Source organism: Wenzhouxiangella sp. XN24 (assembly GCF_011064545.1).
Taxonomy (GTDB): domain Bacteria; phylum Pseudomonadota; class Gammaproteobacteria; order Steroidobacterales; family XN24; genus XN24.
Genome location: NZ_JAAMFG010000028.1, coordinates 56,031 through 71,031, shown reverse-complemented (window position 1 = coordinate 71,031; position 15,001 = coordinate 56,031). Strand labels below are relative to the sequence as shown.

The 15,001-nt window shown below is 68.6% G+C and carries 14 protein-coding genes; 9 read left to right on the top strand and 5 right to left on the bottom strand.

Annotated features, from left to right (window positions below):
- Positions 1 to 10 precede the first annotated feature (10 nt).
- The 9 genes from hisF to ispH all read left to right on the top strand — a co-directional run bounded on the left by hisF (position 11) and on the right by ispH (position 12,295).
- A complete protein-coding gene (hisF, locus tag G6032_RS04650; RefSeq protein ID WP_346763759.1) occupies positions 11 to 745 on the top strand; it encodes an imidazole glycerol phosphate synthase subunit HisF in 735 nt (244 codons plus the stop codon).
- Entirely contained in the window at positions 742 to 1,347 is a 606-nt protein-coding gene (hisIE, locus tag G6032_RS04645; RefSeq protein WP_165280976.1) for a bifunctional phosphoribosyl-AMP cyclohydrolase/phosphoribosyl-ATP diphosphatase HisIE, read from the top strand. Before hisF ends, hisIE begins: the two co-directional genes overlap by 4 nt.
- Positions 1,348 to 1,433: 86 nt before the next feature.
- A complete protein-coding gene (gene murJ / locus G6032_RS04640; RefSeq protein WP_165280975.1) occupies positions 1,434 to 3,014 on the top strand; it encodes a murein biosynthesis integral membrane protein MurJ in 1,581 nt (526 codons plus the stop codon).
- A 48-nt stretch (positions 3,015 to 3,062) separates the two neighbouring features.
- On the top strand, positions 3,063 to 3,998 hold the full coding sequence (locus G6032_RS04635) for a bifunctional riboflavin kinase/FAD synthetase (RefSeq protein WP_165280974.1): 936 nt from the start codon (positions 3,063 to 3,065) through the stop codon (positions 3,996 to 3,998).
- Positions 3,999 to 4,011: 13 nt separating this feature from the next.
- Positions 4,012 to 6,837: an isoleucine--tRNA ligase gene (gene ileS, locus G6032_RS04630; protein WP_165280973.1), complete on the top strand. Its 2,826-nt coding sequence runs from the start codon at positions 4,012 to 4,014 to the stop codon at positions 6,835 to 6,837.
- Complete coding sequence (lspA, locus tag G6032_RS04625; protein WP_165280972.1) at positions 6,834 to 7,352, top strand: signal peptidase II; 519 nt, start codon at positions 6,834 to 6,836, stop codon at positions 7,350 to 7,352. Before ileS ends, lspA begins: the two co-directional genes overlap by 4 nt.
- 54 nt (positions 7,353 to 7,406) lie before the next feature.
- Complete coding sequence (locus G6032_RS04620; protein ID WP_165280971.1) at positions 7,407 to 10,655, top strand: S41 family peptidase; 3,249 nt, start codon at positions 7,407 to 7,409, stop codon at positions 10,653 to 10,655.
- Between the two features lie 79 nt (positions 10,656 to 10,734).
- Positions 10,735 to 11,346 carry a rhombosortase gene (gene rrtA / locus G6032_RS04615; protein ID WP_165280970.1) on the top strand — a complete coding sequence of 204 codons (612 nt, stop codon included), beginning with the start codon at positions 10,735 to 10,737 and terminating at the stop codon, positions 11,344 to 11,346.
- A 10-nt stretch (positions 11,347 to 11,356) separates the two neighbouring features.
- Positions 11,357 to 12,295, top strand: coding sequence for a 4-hydroxy-3-methylbut-2-enyl diphosphate reductase (ispH, locus tag G6032_RS04610; protein WP_165280969.1), 939 nt, complete (start codon positions 11,357 to 11,359; stop codon positions 12,293 to 12,295).
- A 22-nt stretch (positions 12,296 to 12,317) separates the two neighbouring features.
- Here ispH and G6032_RS04605 read toward each other — a convergent pair whose 3' ends face one another.
- The 5 genes from G6032_RS04605 to G6032_RS04585 are packed head-to-tail and all read right to left on the bottom strand — an operon-like array spanning position 12,318 to position 14,938.
- Complete coding sequence (locus tag G6032_RS04605; protein WP_165281224.1) at positions 12,318 to 12,728, bottom strand: type IV pilin protein; 411 nt, start codon at positions 12,726 to 12,728, stop codon at positions 12,318 to 12,320.
- On the bottom strand, positions 12,725 to 13,189 hold the full coding sequence (locus tag G6032_RS04600; RefSeq protein ID WP_165280968.1) for a hypothetical protein: 465 nt from the start codon (positions 13,187 to 13,189) through the stop codon (positions 12,725 to 12,727). The genes G6032_RS04605 and G6032_RS04600 overlap by 4 nt, the downstream gene beginning before the upstream one ends.
- Positions 13,186 to 14,031: a PilW family protein gene (locus tag G6032_RS04595; protein ID WP_165280967.1), complete on the bottom strand. Its 846-nt coding sequence runs from the start codon at positions 14,029 to 14,031 to the stop codon at positions 13,186 to 13,188. Before G6032_RS04595 ends, G6032_RS04600 begins: the two co-directional genes overlap by 4 nt.
- A complete protein-coding gene (locus tag G6032_RS04590; protein ID WP_165280966.1) occupies positions 14,028 to 14,435 on the bottom strand; it encodes a hypothetical protein in 408 nt (135 codons plus the stop codon). Before G6032_RS04590 ends, G6032_RS04595 begins: the two co-directional genes overlap by 4 nt.
- Positions 14,432 to 14,938, bottom strand: coding sequence for a GspH/FimT family pseudopilin (locus G6032_RS04585; protein ID WP_165281223.1), 507 nt, complete (start codon positions 14,936 to 14,938; stop codon positions 14,432 to 14,434). The genes G6032_RS04590 and G6032_RS04585 overlap by 4 nt, the downstream gene beginning before the upstream one ends.
- Positions 14,939 to 15,001: the final 63 nt, after the last annotated feature.

Genomic DNA, 15,001 nt, shown 5'->3' with positions numbered 1-15,001 from the left:
CTGCCTGGACGTGCGCGGCGAGCGCGTCGTCAAGGGCGTGAAGTTCCGCGACCACCGGGACATGGGCGGCATCCTCGAGCTCGCGGGACGCTACCGTGACGAGGGCGCCGACGAGCTGGTCTTCTACGATATCGCCGCGAGCCCGGCCGGACGCAGCGTGGATCGCAGCTGGGTGACGCGGGTCGCGGAGTTGCTGGACATCCCGTTCTGCGTCGCCGGCGGGATCCGCGATGTCGCGGCCGCCGAGGCGGTACTCGCCGACGGCGCGGACAAGATCAGCATCAACACGCCCGCGCTCGAGACGCCGGAGCTGGTCGACACCCTGGCGCGCCGTTTTGGCAGCCAGTGCGTCGTGATCGGGATCGACAGCCGCCGCGAATCGGGCGAATGGCGCGTCGCGAGCCACACCGGCGATCCCGAGCGCACCCGCTATGGCCGGCGCGCCACCCTCGACTGGGTGCGCGAGGTACAGCAGCGGGGGGCGGGGGAAATCGTGCTCAACTGCATGGATTCCGACGGCGTGCGCGACGGTTACGACCTGGAGCAGCTGGCCGCGGTGCGCGAAGCCTGCACCGTCCCGCTGATCGCCTCCGGCGGCGCCGGGGAGGCACGCCATTTCATCGAAGTGTTTCACCGGGCGCGGGTGGACGGCGCCCTCGCGGCGACCGTGTTTCATTCCGGCCAGATCGCCATCCCGGACCTCAAGGCCCTGCTCGCGGCCAACGGCGTGGAGGTGCGGCAATGAAGGCCCCCGACATCGACAGCCTCGACTGGGCGAAGAGCGACGGCCTGGTGCCGGCGATCGTCCAGCATGCGGTCACGGGCGGCGTGTTGATGCTCGGCTACATGAACCGGGCGGCCTACGAGGCGACGCTGGCCTGCGGCGAGGCCGTGTTCTTCAGCCGCAGCCGCGGGGCGCTCTGGCGCAAGGGAGAGACCTCGGGCAACGTGCTGCGCGTGGTGGAGATCCGCAGCGACTGCGATCACGACACCTTGCTGCTGCGCGCCGAGCCGGCCGGCCCGACCTGCCACCTGGGGACGCGCAGCTGCTTCGGCGAGCCCGTGGCGGCGACGTTGCTCGATGAGCTGGAACGCGTCATCGAGGACCGGCTCGCGCAGCGGCCCGAGGACAGCTACGTGGCCCGGCTCGCCGCCGCGGGTGCCGCACGCGCAGCGCAGAAAGTCGGCGAGGAGGGCGTCGAGACGGCCCTCGCCGCGGTGACGCGCGACGCGGACGGCCTTGCGTCGGAGGCGGCCGACCTGGTGTTTCACCTGCTGGTCCTGCTGCGTATCCGCGGGATCTCTCTGCAGGACGTGCTCGACAAGCTGGCCGACCGGCGTCGCTGAGCGCGCCGCTGAAGTCCGGACGCGAGTCGCCGCCGGCGGCGTGACTGCACTATGATGCCGCCCATCGCAGCCGGGTCGGATTCTTTATGAGCCTCGCGAAGTCCACCACCGTCGTCGGCGGCAATACGCTGGCCTCGCGCGTGCTCGGGTTCGCGCGGGATGTCGTGTTCGCCAGGATGTTCGGGGCGGGCGCAGGCATGGACGTGTTCGTGGTGGCCTTCCAGATCCCGAACTTCCTGCGGCGCCTGTTCGCTGAAGGCGCATTCTCGCAGGCCTTCGTGCCGGTACTCGCGGAAACGCAGTCGCGCGGATCACACGAGGACGTCAAGGCGCTGGCGGACCGGGTGGCCGGCACCCTCGGAGCGCTGTTGTTCGTCGTGACGCTCATCGGGGTCGTCGCGGCGCCGCTGTTCATCCTGCTGTTCGCGCCCGGGTTCTCGGACGAGCCGGAGAAGCTGGAAATCGCCAGCGATATGCTGCGCCTGACCTTCCCTTACCTGTTTTTCATCTCCCTGACCGCGTTCGCCGGCGGCATCCTGAACACCTACGGCAGGTTCGGCGTCCCGGCGTTCACCCCGGTGTTCCTCAACCTGGTTCTGATCGGCGCGGCGATCTGGATTTCACCGCGTTTCGAAGACCCGATCTTCGGCCTGGCCATCGGCGTGTTCGTCGCCGGCGTCGTGCAACTCGGCTTCCAGTTGCCGTTTCTCCGCGCGCTGGGGCTGCTGCCGCGGCCCCGCTGGGGATGGAATCACCCGGGGGTGCGGCGGATCGGCCGACTGATGTTGCCGGCGATCCTCGGCTCGTCCGTGGCACAGATCAACCTCATCGTCGATCGCATCATCGCCTCTTTCCTGGTGACGGGCAGCATCAGCTGGCTCTACTACTCGGACCGCCTGCTGGAGTTTCCGCTGGGCATCTTCGGCATCGCACTCGCCACGGTGATCCTGCCCGGCTTGTCGCGGCGCCATGCGGAGCAGTCCATGGCGGCATTCTCGGCCACGCTGGACTGGGCGCTCAAGCTGGTGGCCGTGATCGCGCTGCCGGCCGCCGTGGGCCTGTTCATGCTGGCCGGCCCGATGATCGCGACGCTGTTCCAGTACGGCGAGTTCACCCCGACGGATACGCAGATGGCACGCCTGAGCCTCATGGCCTACTCGGTGGCGCTGGTCGGGTTCACTCTCGTCAAGGTGCTTTCGCCCGGTTATTTCAGTCGCCAGGACATCCGCACCCCCGTGCGCGTCAGCATCCGCGCCATGTTCGTCAACATCGGCCTCAACCTCGTCTTCGTCGTGCCCATGATCATGCTCGGCATTCCGGGGGCGCATGCCGGGTTGGCCGCCGCCACCGGGCTGGCGGCGATCTATAACGCCAGTGCCTTGTACGCCGGGCTGCGCGGGACGGGGATCTACGTCCCGGGAGAGGGCTGGCGGGCGCTGGCAGTCCGCGTGGTGCTGGCGAACCTGGCCATGGGGGCCGCACTCTGGCTGGTGGCGGGTCCCCTGGAGGGCTGGCTGGCGGCTGCCTGGCATGCGCGCGGACTCAGGCTGGCGGCGTGCATCGGGCTGGGCCTGCTGGTGTACGTCGGCGCCTTGCTCGCGCTCGGCATGCGGCCCCGCCACCTGCGCAGCCGGCCGGGCGCGCCACCGTCCTCCCATTCCGTATAATCCGGGATCTTTGGCGTCCCGCGCGCGACGAGACCTGGAACCCTCACCTTGGAACTGATTCGGGGAAAGCACAATCTGCGTCCTGGCCACAGGGGCTGCGCGGTGACGATCGGCAATTTCGACGGCCTTCATCTCGGGCATCGCGCCGTGCTCGCGCGCCTGGCCGACCGAGCGAAGGCGCTGGGCGTGCCGTCGGTGGTGATGAGTTTCGAACCCACGCCGCGCGAGTATTTCATGGGCCCCGAGGCGCCGCCACGCCTGTCCAGCTTTCGCGAGAAGTTCACAGGCCTGCAGGCCCTCGGCATCGACCGCCTGTTAGTCGCGCGTTTCGATAGGGAAATGGCCGCACTCGAACCGCAGGCCTTCATCGATCAATACCTGGTGGAGGGACTCGGCACGCGCTACCTCGCGATCGGGGACGATTTTCGCTTCGGCCGGAATCGGGCGGGCGATTTCGCGACGCTGCGCGCGGCGGGACGGCGCCAGGGCTTCGACGTCGAGGACACGCCGACGTGCCTGCTCGACGGGATTCGCGTCAGCAGCACGGCGGTGCGCGCGGCCCTCGCGGCCGGAGACGTGGCACTCGCCACGCGCCTGCTCGGACGACACTACGGCATGACGGGCCGGGTCGTGCAAGGCCAGCGCCTGGGCCGCAAGCTGGGATTCCCGACGGTCAACCTCCGCCCCGGACGCCGCGTGGTGCCCATGACGGGCGTGTTCGCCGTGCTGGTGCGCGGCCTGGGACCGCGGCCGCGCCCGGCGGTCGCGAATCTCGGCACGCGCCCCACGGTGGACGGCCGCGAGAGGCTGCTCGAGGCGCACCTGTTCGATTACTCGGGCGACCTGTACGGTCGGCGTCTCACCGTCGAGTTCGTCGCGCGCCTGCGGGATGAAGAACGCTTCGACGATGTAGAGTGCCTCACGGCGCAGATGCATCGCGATGCCGAACTTGCGCGGCGAATCCTCGCCGACGCAGGCTATTGAAGAGGACCAATCGGTGGCTGAATACAAGGACACGCTGAACCTGCCGCGCACGGATTTCCCGATGCGCGCGGCGCTGGCCCAGCGCGAACCCGACATGCTGGCGGACTGGGAAGCGCGGGACTTCTACGGCAAGTTGCGCGCGGCGGGCAAAGAGCGGCCGGCATTCCTGCTGCCCGACGGACCCCCTTACGCGAATGGCGATATCCATCTCGGCCACTGCGTCAACAAGGTGCTCAAGGACATCGTGATCCGTTCCCGTACGCTGGACGGCTACGATGCGCCCTACATTCCGGGCTGGGACTGTCATGGCCTCCCGATCGAGCTCGTCGTCGAGCGCGAGCACGGTGCCGTCGGCACGCGGCTCGACGCCAAGGCGTTCCGCGCAGCCTGCCGGCAGTTCGCCCGCCAGCAGGTCGATGCCCAGCGGCGCGATTTCCGCCGTCTCGGCGTGCTGGGCGACTGGGACCGACCCTATCTCACCATGGATCCCGCCTACGAGGCGCAGCAGTTGCGGGCCTTCGGCAAGATCTTCGAGAACGGCCACGTCTACAAGGGTTTCAAGCCGGTGCACTGGTGCCTCGACTGCGGTTCGGCGCTGGCGGAAGCCGAAGTCGAATACGCGGACAAGAAGTCGCCGGCCATCGACGTGCGCTTCCGCGTGGTGGACGAGGCGGCGCTGCTCGAGGCCTTCGGGTCCGGGGCGGATCGCAATACGGCGGGCCCTGCCTCCGTGCCCATCTGGACGACGACGCCGTGGACGCTGCCCGCCAACCAGGCCGTCTCGCTGCACCCGGACCTGGAGTACGCCCTGGTCGCCTTCGAGGGCCCGGCGGGCGCGGAACGAATCGTGGTGGCCCGCGACCTGCTGACCCAGGTGACGCGCCGCTGCGGCATCGAGCAGTTCGAGGAACTCGCGGTCTGTCGCGGCGCGGCGCTCGAGCGACTCGTGCTGCGCCATCCTTTCCTGGCGCGCGAGGTGCCGGTGATCCTCGGCGAGCACGTGACGGTCGAGGCGGGGACCGGGGCCGTGCATACGGCGCCCGGCCACGGGCAGGATGATTTCATCGTCGGCCAGCGATACCAGCTGCCGGTCGAGAATCCGGTACAGGACGACGGGCGCTTTCGCGAGGGAACCGAGGGCGTGGGCGGCCTGAAGGTGTTCGACGCCAACCCGGTGATCGTCGCATTGCTCGAGGAACGCGGCGCGCTGCTGCACCATGAGCCGCTCAAGCACAGCTATCCGCATTGCTGGCGCCACAAGACCCCGCTGATTTTTCGCGCCACACCGCAGTGGTTCATCAGCATGGACAAAAAAGCGCTGCGCGCCCAGGCGCTGGACGCCATCCGGGACGTGAAGTGGATGCCGGCCTGGGGCGAGAACCGCATCCGCTCGATGGTCGATGGCCGCCCGGACTGGTGCATTTCCCGGCAACGCACCTGGGGCGTGCCGATCGCGCTGTTCGTGGAACGTGAGACCGGCGAACCGCACCCGGACTCCGTGCGCCTGCTGGAACAGGTGGCGGACCGTGTCGAGCGCGACGGCATCGACGCCTGGTGGGACCTCGACCCCGCGGAACTCCTGGGGGAGGAGGCCGGTCGGTACGAGAAGGTGCGCGACATCATGGACGTGTGGGTGGACTCCGGATTGCTGCATCATTGCCTGAGCGCGACGCGGGAGGAGGTGGGTTTCCCGGCCGACCTTTATCTCGAGGGCTCCGACCAGCACCGCGGCTGGTTCCAGAGTTCGCTGCTGACCTCGGTGGGCATGCATGGCACCGCGCCGTATCGCGCCGTGCTCACCCACGGGTTCACCGTGGACGAGAAGGGGCGCAAGATGTCGAAGAGTCTCGGCAACGTGGTCGCGCCGCAGAAGGTCCTGAATTCGCTCGGCGCGGATATTCTCCGCCTCTGGGTGGCGGCCACCGACTATCGCGGCGAGATGAACGTGTCCGACGAGATCCTGAAGCGCATGTCGGATTCCTATCGGCGCATGCGCAACACCGTGCGTTTCCTGCTCGGCAATCTCGACGGCTTCGACCCGGACCGCGACGCGATGGCGCCGGAAGAGATGGTTGCGCTGGATCGCTGGGCCGTCGCGCGCACCGCCGCGCTCCAGGAAGAAATCATCCGCGCCTACCGCGATTACGAGTTCCACCTGATCTACCAGAAGGTGCACAACTTCTGTGTGCTGGACATGGGGGGGTTCTACCTGGACGTGATCAAGGACCGGCTGTACACCACGCCGGCCGACGGCCACCCGCGGCGCTCGGCGCAGAGCGCCATGGCGCATATCGCTGAAGCGATGGTGCGCTGGCTGGCGCCCATCCTGGCGTTCACCGCCGAGGAGATCTGGGCGCGACTGCCGGGCGAACGGGCCGAGTCCGTGCTGCTCTCCACGTGGCATCCGCTGCCCGAGGTCACCATGCACGCGTTCGATCCGGACTGGACGCTGGTGCACGCGGTCCGAGACGCCGTGCTGCGCGAGCTCGAGGCCCTGCGGACTGCCGGGCGGATCGGATCTTCGCTGGATGCCGCGCTGGTCCTGTTTGCGAGCGCCGAGCTCGGCGACAAGTTACGGGGCACCGGTGACGAACTCCGTTTCCTGATGCTGACTTCCGCTGCGCGTGTCGCGGCCCTGGACGAGCGCCCGCCCGATTCGATCGCCCTGGAAGGCTTCGAGGGCGAGCTCTATGCGCAGGTGTTGCCGACGGATGCGCCGAAATGCGCGCGCTGCTGGCATCGCAGCCCCGATGTGGGCAGCGACCCCGCCCATCCGGAAATCTGCGGACGCTGTGTCGGGAACATCACGGGCGACGGCGAACAGAGGCGCTGGGCATGAACGAACAGGCAGGGGCGGATCGTGATCCGCGGGGCGCACTCGCATGGTTGTGGCTCTCGGCGTTCATCGTGGTCGCGGACCAGGCGACCAAGGCGCTCATCGTCACGACCTTCGAACTCTACGACCGGGTGCAGGTCCTGCCGATATTCGGCATCACGCGGCTGCACAACACGGGTGCGGCGTTCAGTTTCCTGGCCTCGGCCGGCGGCTGGCAGCGGTGGTTCTTCGTCGCCATCGCGATCGCCGTGACGGTGCTCGTCTGCGTCTGGCTGAAACGCATGCCGCGGACCGGCGAGAGCTGGCTGGCGGCATCGCTCTCGCTCATCGTCGGCGGTGCCATCGGCAACGTGCTCGATCGGCTGTTTCGCGGCCACGTGGTCGATTTCCTCAGTTTCCACTGGGAGCGCTGGTTCTTCCCGGCGTTCAACGTGGCCGATATGGCCATCACGGTCGGCGCCGTCATCCTTCTCGTCGAAAGTTTCTTCGACGGCAGGCGGAAGGAAAAAATCATCTGAGACGAGCGCGCCGATGCGCTCGACATTGTCTTTATAAAAGTCACGGAGTTCGCCATGCGATCCTTGCTTGTCCTTTTCATCACCCTCATCGGAATCGGTCCTGTCGTCGCCCAGGCCGATACGCGCCTGCTGCGCCTCCCGGCCATTCACGGCGAGCAGATCGCCTTCGTCTACGGCGGCGATATCTACACGGTGCCGGCCCAGGGCGGCGTCGCCCAGCGGCTGACTTCCCATGAGGGCCTGGAGCTCTACCCGCGGTTCTCCCCGGACGGCCGCTGGATCGCGTTCTCGGCGGAGTACTCCGGGACCCGCCAGGTGTGGGTGATGCCGGCGGCGGGCGGCACGCCGCGCCAGCTGACCTTCTATGGCGACGTGGGTCCGATGCCGCCGCGCGGCGGCACCGATTACCGGATCCTGGACTGGACGCCGGACGGTGAGCATATTCTCGTGCGCGCCAATCGCACGCCCTACGGCGAGCGGGACGGCGTGCCCTTTCTCGTCCCCTTCGAGGGGGGCATGGAGAAGCGACTGGGTCCGCCGGAAACCGGGGGCGGCATGCTCTCGGCCGACGGCCAGCTCTACGTCTACACGCCGATCGACCGCGAATTCCGTACCTGGAAGCGTCATCGCGGCGGGCGCGCCCAGGATGTCTGGACCTATGACCTGGCGAATAACACCTCGCGCCAGCTGACCGATTTCGTCGGCACGGACCACCAGCCCATGTGGGTGGACGGCCGGATCTATTTCGTCTCGGATCGCGACTTCACGCTCAACCTCTTCGTCATGGACCTGGACGGCTCCAACTTGAGCAAGGTGACGAGCTTCGAGGATTTCGACGTGTTGTGGCCGAGCTCGGACCGGCAGCGCATCGTGTTCGAGCAGGGCGGTTACGTCTGGCTGCACGACCCGGCGACCGGAGAGACGCGGCGCGTCCCCATCGAGGTGCGCGGCGACCGGCCGCATGCCTTGCCGGGCTTCAAGAACGTGACCGCGCAGATCGAGAGTTTCGACATCGCACCGCATGGCGAGCGGGCCGTGTTCGGCGCGCGCGGGGAGATCTTCACGGTGCCGGCGGAACACGGTGAGATACGCAACATCTCCCGGTCTCCGGCCGCACGCGAGATCAGCGTCAGCTGGTCGCCGGACGGCAAGCACATCGCCTACCTGTCCGACGCCACTGGAGAATACGAAATCTACCTGCGGCCGCAGGATGGCAGCGGTGAAGCAAAGCGCATCACCCGGGACGGCAACACCTGGCGTTTCCCTCCGGTGTGGTCGCCGGACGGCAAGATGCTGGCCTTCGCGGACAGCGCCAATCGCCTGAACATGGTCGACGTCGATTCGGGTCGTGTCCGGCAGATCGATACCACGCGGCACACCAACGCGTCGTTTCGTGACCTCACCCAGTACGCCTGGTCGCCGGACAGCCTATGGATCGCGTACACGAAAGTGAACGAGAGCTACAACAGTTCGATATGGGTCTACTCCGTGCGCGACGGCGAGGTGATACAGCTGACGTCCGACGCCACCAACGAGCAGAGCCCGGCTTTCGATCCAGAGGGACGCTACCTGTACTTCACCTCCACGCGCGACTGGAACCTCGTGTTCTCGTCCTACGAGTTCAACTATCTCTATAACAACGCCTCACGCATCTTCGCCGCGACCCTCGCGGCCGACGGTCCGGCGCTCAACCGCCCGCGCAGCGACGAAGTGGGGGCGGCGGCCGAGGAGAAAAAAGACGACGACGCCGAGAAGGAACGCAGCAAGCCGCTCAAGTTCGACGTCGAGGGGTTCAACGACCGGGTCGTGGCGCTCGACGTTCCGTCGGGCAACCATGTCGGCCTGGCGGCGAACGAGGGCGGCGTGTTCTTCGTCTCGACCGGAAGCAACGGCGCCCAGCTGAGGCATTACGACCTCGAGAAACGTGAGGCCGAGACCGTGCTGGAGGGCATCTCCGGTTATGTGCTGTCGGCGGACGGCAAGAAACTGCTGTGGCGGCACCAGGACAAGTTCGGTATCGCCGACGCCAAGCCCGGCATCGAAAAGGACAAGACGGCGCTCGATCTCGACAAGCTCGAGATGCGCGTCGATCCGCGCGTGGAATGGCAGCAGGTCTACGTCGACGGCTGGCGCATCCTGCGCGACTGGTTCTGGGACCCGGGTCACCACGGGCAGGACTGGGACGCGATTCGCGCACGTTACGCCCCGCTGGTCGAGCATGTCGCCCATCGTGCGGACCTCGATTACATTTTCGGCGAGCTCGCGGGTGAATTGAACGCGGGCCATATCTACGTCAACAGCAGTCCGGACATGCCCAAGGTCGAGCGCGTCCCCGCAGGGATGCTCGGCGCCCTGGTCGAGGCGCACGAGTCGGGCTACTTCCGCATTGCGCGGATCTACCCCGGGGAAAACTGGCACGATTATTACCGTTCGCCGCTCACCGAGGCCGGCGTGACCGCCGCCGAAGGCGATTTCATCCTTGCAGTCGACGGAGTGAGCACGCGCGGCGTGGACAACTTCTACCGCCTGCTGGAGAACAAGGGCGACCGCGTCGTGGAGCTGACGCTCAATGACCGGGCGAGCGAGCGCGGCGCGCGGGTGGAACGCGTCCGCACGGTCACCAGCGAGGTGAACCTGCGTTACCTGGACTGGGTGACCAGCAACCGGCGCATGGTCCACGAGTTGTCGGGAGGCCGCATCGGCTACATCCATGTGCCCAACACCGCCGTGGAAGGCAATCGCGAGCTGCTCAAGGGCATGCTCGCCGAGGCACGGCGCGACGCGCTGATCATCGACGACCGCTACAACGGCGGCGGCTTCATCCCCGACCGCATGATCGAGCTGCTGGCTCGCACGCCGCTCAACTACTGGGTCTGGCGCGGTTTCGAACCACAGCGGCGCCCGTTGCTGTCGCACGACGGCCCCAAGGCGATGCTGATCAACGGGCTGGCGAGTTCCGGCGGCGATGCGCTGCCTTATTATTTTCGCAAGCTCGGGCTCGGCCCCTTGATCGGGACGCGCACCTGGGGTGGACTTATCGGAATCAGCGGCAATCCCGCGCTCGCAGACGGCTCGAGCATCATTCCGGCGACGTTCCGCTTCCTCGATACGGACGGCAACTGGGCGGTCGAGGACGAAGGCGTCGCGCCCGACATCGAGGTGATCGACCGACCGGAGGCGATCGCCGCCGGACGCGATCCGAGTATCGAAAAAGCGGTGGAGGTCCTGCTCGAAACGCTCGAGAAGGACCCCCCGACCGATATCGTCATGCCGCCGCCGCCGAAGGATTTCCGCTTCGACTGATCGGCGGCGCGGTGGGTCCCGCAGGAGGCCGGAGGAAGCGTCTCGCACCTGGTGAAATCGACGCAAGGAGCTGCGAAAGATGTCCAGTTCAGGCCGCACGGCCGGCAGGGCGGCATGGATCGTGTCGCTGCTGCTGCTCGCCGTTGCCGTGCTGTTCCAGGCGCTGGATGCGGGCGGGGCCCTGCGGTGGGAGCGCGGGCTGCTGCTCACCGAGCCGTGGCGGATCGTGACCTCGCACCTGGTCCACCTCGGCTGGACCCACCTGGGGCTCAACGTGCTCGCCGCGGCCATGCTGGGCGTCGCCATCGGCAGGGCGATGCCGCCGGGCGGATGGCTCTGGTCAGCGGCCGTCAGCGTCGTCGCCGTCAGCGGCGGGCTCGCGACGTGGTCGTCCGGGGTGCAGTGGTACATGGGATTCTCCGGCGTGTTGCACGGTTTGCTCGCCGCCGGGGCGATCGCGGGCCTTCGCTCGACTCCCTGGGTGTCGGGGTTCCTGCTGCTGGTCCTGGCGGGCAAGCTGGCGTTCGAACGGTTCGCCATGGACGGCAGCCCGGTCTCGCTGTTGATCGGCGGTGCGGTCGTGACCGATGCCCATTTATACGGCGCGCTGGGCGGCGCGCTGGCCGGACTGGTGATGCTGGTACGCGAACGTCGGCGCAGCGACGGCGCCGGAACCACGGGTTTCGGTTAGAATCCGGGGCATGAAAATTCTTCTTGCCAACCCGCGCGGTTTTTGTGCCGGCGTGGATCGCGCGATCGAGATCGTCGAACGGGCGTTGCAACTCTTCGGTGCGCCAATCTACGTGCGCCACGAGGTCGTCCACAATCGCTACGTCGTGGAGCGGCTGCGCAATCTCGGCGCGGTGTTCGTCGATGAGCTCGATGAAGTGCCCGACGAGGCGACCGTGATTTTCAGTGCGCATGGCGTATCGAAAGCCGTCCAGTCCGAGGCGAAACGCCGCGGGCTCGAGGTGTTCGATGCGACCTGCCCGCTGGTCACCAAGGTGCACATGGAGGTGTCGCGGTACGGCCAGGAGGGACGCGAGGTGATTCTCATCGGTCACGCCGGCCATCCCGAGGTCGAGGGCACGATGGGCCAGTACGATCGCAGCCGGGGCGGGGAGATCTACCTGGTGGAAAATCCGGAGGACGTCGCGCGCCTCGAAGTGCGCGACCCCGAGCGGCTGGCTTTCGTCACGCAGACGACGCTGTCGGTGGATGACACGGCACGAGTCATCGACGCCCTCAAGGCGCGTTTCCCGGCGTTGACCAGCCCGCGCAAGGAAGACATCTGTTATGCGACGCAGAACCGCCAGGACGCGGTGAAGGCGCTGGTCGCCGAGTGCGACGCCATCGTGGTGGTCGGCTCCACGACGAGTTCGAACTCCAGCCGCCTGACGGAGATCGCGCTCAAGGCCGGCATTCCGGGCTACATGGTGGACGGCGCCGACGACCTGCGTCGCGAGTGGTTCGACGCGTGCGGCACGGTCGGCGTCACCGCCGGCGCTTCCGCGCCGGAGGTGCTCGTCCAGCAGGTCGTGTCGCGCCTCAAGGACTGGGGCGGCGAGGTGCCCGAGGAAGTCCTCGGGCGCGAGGAACACGTCGTGTTCTCCCTTCCCAAGGTCCTGCGCTCGGCCTGAACCATCTTCTCTCGCATGGCGACTAGCGCCAGCAGGTGTCCGGTCCTGCCGGCACCGAGTTCCGCGCCCCCGCCTGGTCGATGGTGAACAGCCGGCATTCGGTATCCGATGTCGTGGGCGCGCCGTCGCGTGGCCGGGCGGTGGCGGTGAAGCGGGTGGCGTCGGCGTGCTCGATGCGCAGTTCGTACCATCCTCTTTCACTGCTCGCGAATCCCAGCCCGACGGGCGGCGCCGGGGCGGCCGCGGCGGCGTAAACGCCATGCACCATGCGGTAACGCTCCTGGGCGGTGGCCACGGCATACAGCGCTGCGATCGCATCTCCCCGCTGGCTGCGGGTCACCACCCCGCGCCAGGAGGGCAGCGCGATGGTCGCGAGCAGGGCGACGATGACCACGCAGACCAGTACTTCGATGAGCGTGAACCCCCGCTTCATAGCGCGTCATCCACCTGGCGCCAGCCGATCGGTAGCGGATGACCGGGCAGGGCGCCCTCCACGTCGAAGGACTGCATCAGGACCACGCGCGCCGCGCCATGATGCCCCGCGCTCTCGATGTCGAAGCGCCAGGTGACGGGCGCCGGAGGCGGGTCCACGCGCGCGGCGACGAGTTGCACCCGGACGGTCCAGCGGCTCCCGCTCGCCAGGGTCCCGTCCGCGTTCCAGGCCGTTCCGGCGGACCAGGCGCGTGCGCGCAAGGCGGCGGCGAGCCCGGCTTCCGCCGCCTCCATCGCACGCAGTCGGGCCAGGCTGCCATCGACCATCACGAACTCCAGCGCCGCGGTGTTGGCGACGGCCGAGGACAGCGCCATGCCGGCGGCGGTCAGCACGAGCACGACGACCAGTGCCGCACCCTGCGCCCGTCCGGGGCACCTGGCGGATGCCCGCACGCCGCTCACGGGGCCGGCCCGTTGCGCAACGGCACCGTGCGGGTCAGCGCCAGCTGCGCGGCGTCGTCCGCCACCAGGCGGATGCGCACGGCGACCACCGCGCCGCTGGCGGCTTCCGGCGCGACGAAACGGTTCGGCAGGCCGTGCCCGGGCGTCCCGGGCGGGTCCAGGTCCTCGCCGAACCACAGCTGCAGTCCGGCGATGCCCGGCATGATCTCCTCGTCGATCACTCGCGGTCCCCGCTGCAGTGTCTTGCGGCGCAGCGACGGCCGGCCGATGTCCCCCGTCGAGCGGGGGCTGATGTAATAGGCTCGCGCGACGAGGGTGTGGACCTGCTCGCCCGGCGCGGCAGCCGCGCCGGCCACCGCCAGGCGTCCGGCCCAGGGATCGGCATACACCTGGAGCCGGCCCGCCTCGGGACCTTCCGGCCCTGTTTCGACACGCCGCAGCACGAGCGCCCCGCCGGTCGCGGACGCGCCGGCGAACGGCGAGCAGCTCAACGGCCAGCCGGCCGACCAGCCCTCGACGGGCCGATCGAGGTCGATGGCCCATCGTGGCCCGCAGTCGCCGGCCACGGCCACGGCCAGCGGCGTGGCATCGCCGCCCCGGCCGGCGATCTGTGCAGCCGATCCCACGGGACCCCAGTAGCCGGCGTGGGCCACTTCGTACTCCAGCAGGGCGAGCGCGATCCGCAATGCATCCTGGGCATCCGCGGCCCGCCCGGCCTCGCCGCCGAGATAGAGGATTCGTGCGTGCAGCGTGGCCATGAGCAGCACCAGCGCCAGCCCGGTCGCCATGGCCACCATCACCTCGAGCAGCGTGATTCCGGCGGACCGGGGGCGCGGATTCATCGCGCGATCCCCAGGCTGAGCTCGCGGGTCTCGGCGCCGGTGTCCGTCCAGGCGAGCGTCAGCACGAACTGTGTCGGGCCGCCGCTCACGAGTTCGGCGCGGCCGTCGGGCAACGTGGTGGCGACGTCCGTACGCCACTGGGCGAGCTCCAGCGCCGCAAGCTGTTCGGGCGCACAGGCGGCGCCACACGGCAGAGCGGGGGGCAGGGTCGTCCAGTCCACCGCGGACAGCGCGCGTACGCGGCCGGCAAGATCCGCCGCGAGGCTGGCGGCGAGCTCCGTCCGGCGCGCCTCCGCGATGGCTGCGAAAGCGTCGAGCGCCAGCGCGAGCACGGCCGTCCCGGCCAGGCCCAGCACAAGCAGTCCGACCAGCACTTCGGTCATGACCATCCCGCGCAGCTTCATGGCGTCTCGCACTCCAGCGACCCCGACCCGTGCGTGTGGCGCGGGCGGCCCGTGGGCGAGATCACGATGGCACGGGCCGCGGCCGCGCCGCGCCGGTCGCACCAGGCGAGCGTGCCGTTGGTGCTGCGGCGTTCCGCCGCCTCGAAGCGAAAGGCGTCGCGATTCGAGAGCAGGCGCGCCCCTGCTCGGGCCACACCGCCGCCGTGGCGCAACACCTCGCCCGGCGAATCGGCCGGCACGACCACCCAGCCGGCCGTCCAACTCGTCGGGTCGCCATCGCAGCCGTCGCCCCGGGCCGAGCCGCAGAGCAGCACGGGACGGCCGAGGCGGAGCGCCTCGGTGCGCGCCAGCCAGGCCGCCCGGAAGAGGCTCTCCATGGCGGCGGCGCGTCGCGCATTGAGCAGCAGCCCGTCGAGCGCGGGAACCGCCAGGCCGGCCAGCACGGCGATCACCGCCAGCGCGGTGAGCAGCTCGATCAACGTGATGCCGGATGTACGGTGCATGGCGTTCCTCCCGGCTTTCAGACTGCCGTCAAAGCCCGCCGGGGTGCAGTTGCGGAATCTGCC

What these genes read in the sequence shown, in the direction of transcription:
- hisIE (WP_165280976.1), top strand. Translation starts at nt 742, where the DNA reads ATGAAGGCCCCCGACATCGACAGCCTCGACTGGGCGAAGAGCGACGGC.
- murJ (WP_165280975.1), top strand. Translation starts at nt 1,434, where the DNA reads ATGAGCCTCGCGAAGTCCACCACCGTCGTCGGCGGCAATACGCTGGCC.
- lspA (WP_165280972.1), top strand. Translation starts at nt 6,834, where the DNA reads ATGAACGAACAGGCAGGGGCGGATCGTGATCCGCGGGGCGCACTCGCA.
- G6032_RS04620 (WP_165280971.1), top strand. Translation starts at nt 7,407, where the DNA reads ATGCGATCCTTGCTTGTCCTTTTCATCACCCTCATCGGAATCGGTCCT.
- rrtA (WP_165280970.1), top strand. Translation starts at nt 10,735, where the DNA reads ATGTCCAGTTCAGGCCGCACGGCCGGCAGGGCGGCATGGATCGTGTCG.
- ispH (WP_165280969.1), top strand. Translation starts at nt 11,357, where the DNA reads ATGAAAATTCTTCTTGCCAACCCGCGCGGTTTTTGTGCCGGCGTGGAT.
- G6032_RS04605 (WP_165281224.1), bottom strand. Translation starts at nt 12,728, where the DNA reads ATGAAGCGGGGGTTCACGCTCATCGAAGTACTGGTCTGCGTGGTCATC.
- G6032_RS04595 (WP_165280967.1), bottom strand. Translation starts at nt 14,031, where the DNA reads ATGAATCCGCGCCCCCGGTCCGCCGGAATCACGCTGCTCGAGGTGATG.
- G6032_RS04590 (WP_165280966.1), bottom strand. Translation starts at nt 14,435, where the DNA reads ATGAAGCTGCGCGGGATGGTCATGACCGAAGTGCTGGTCGGACTGCTT.
- G6032_RS04585 (WP_165281223.1), bottom strand. Translation starts at nt 14,938, where the DNA reads ATGCACCGTACATCCGGCATCACGTTGATCGAGCTGCTCACCGCGCTG.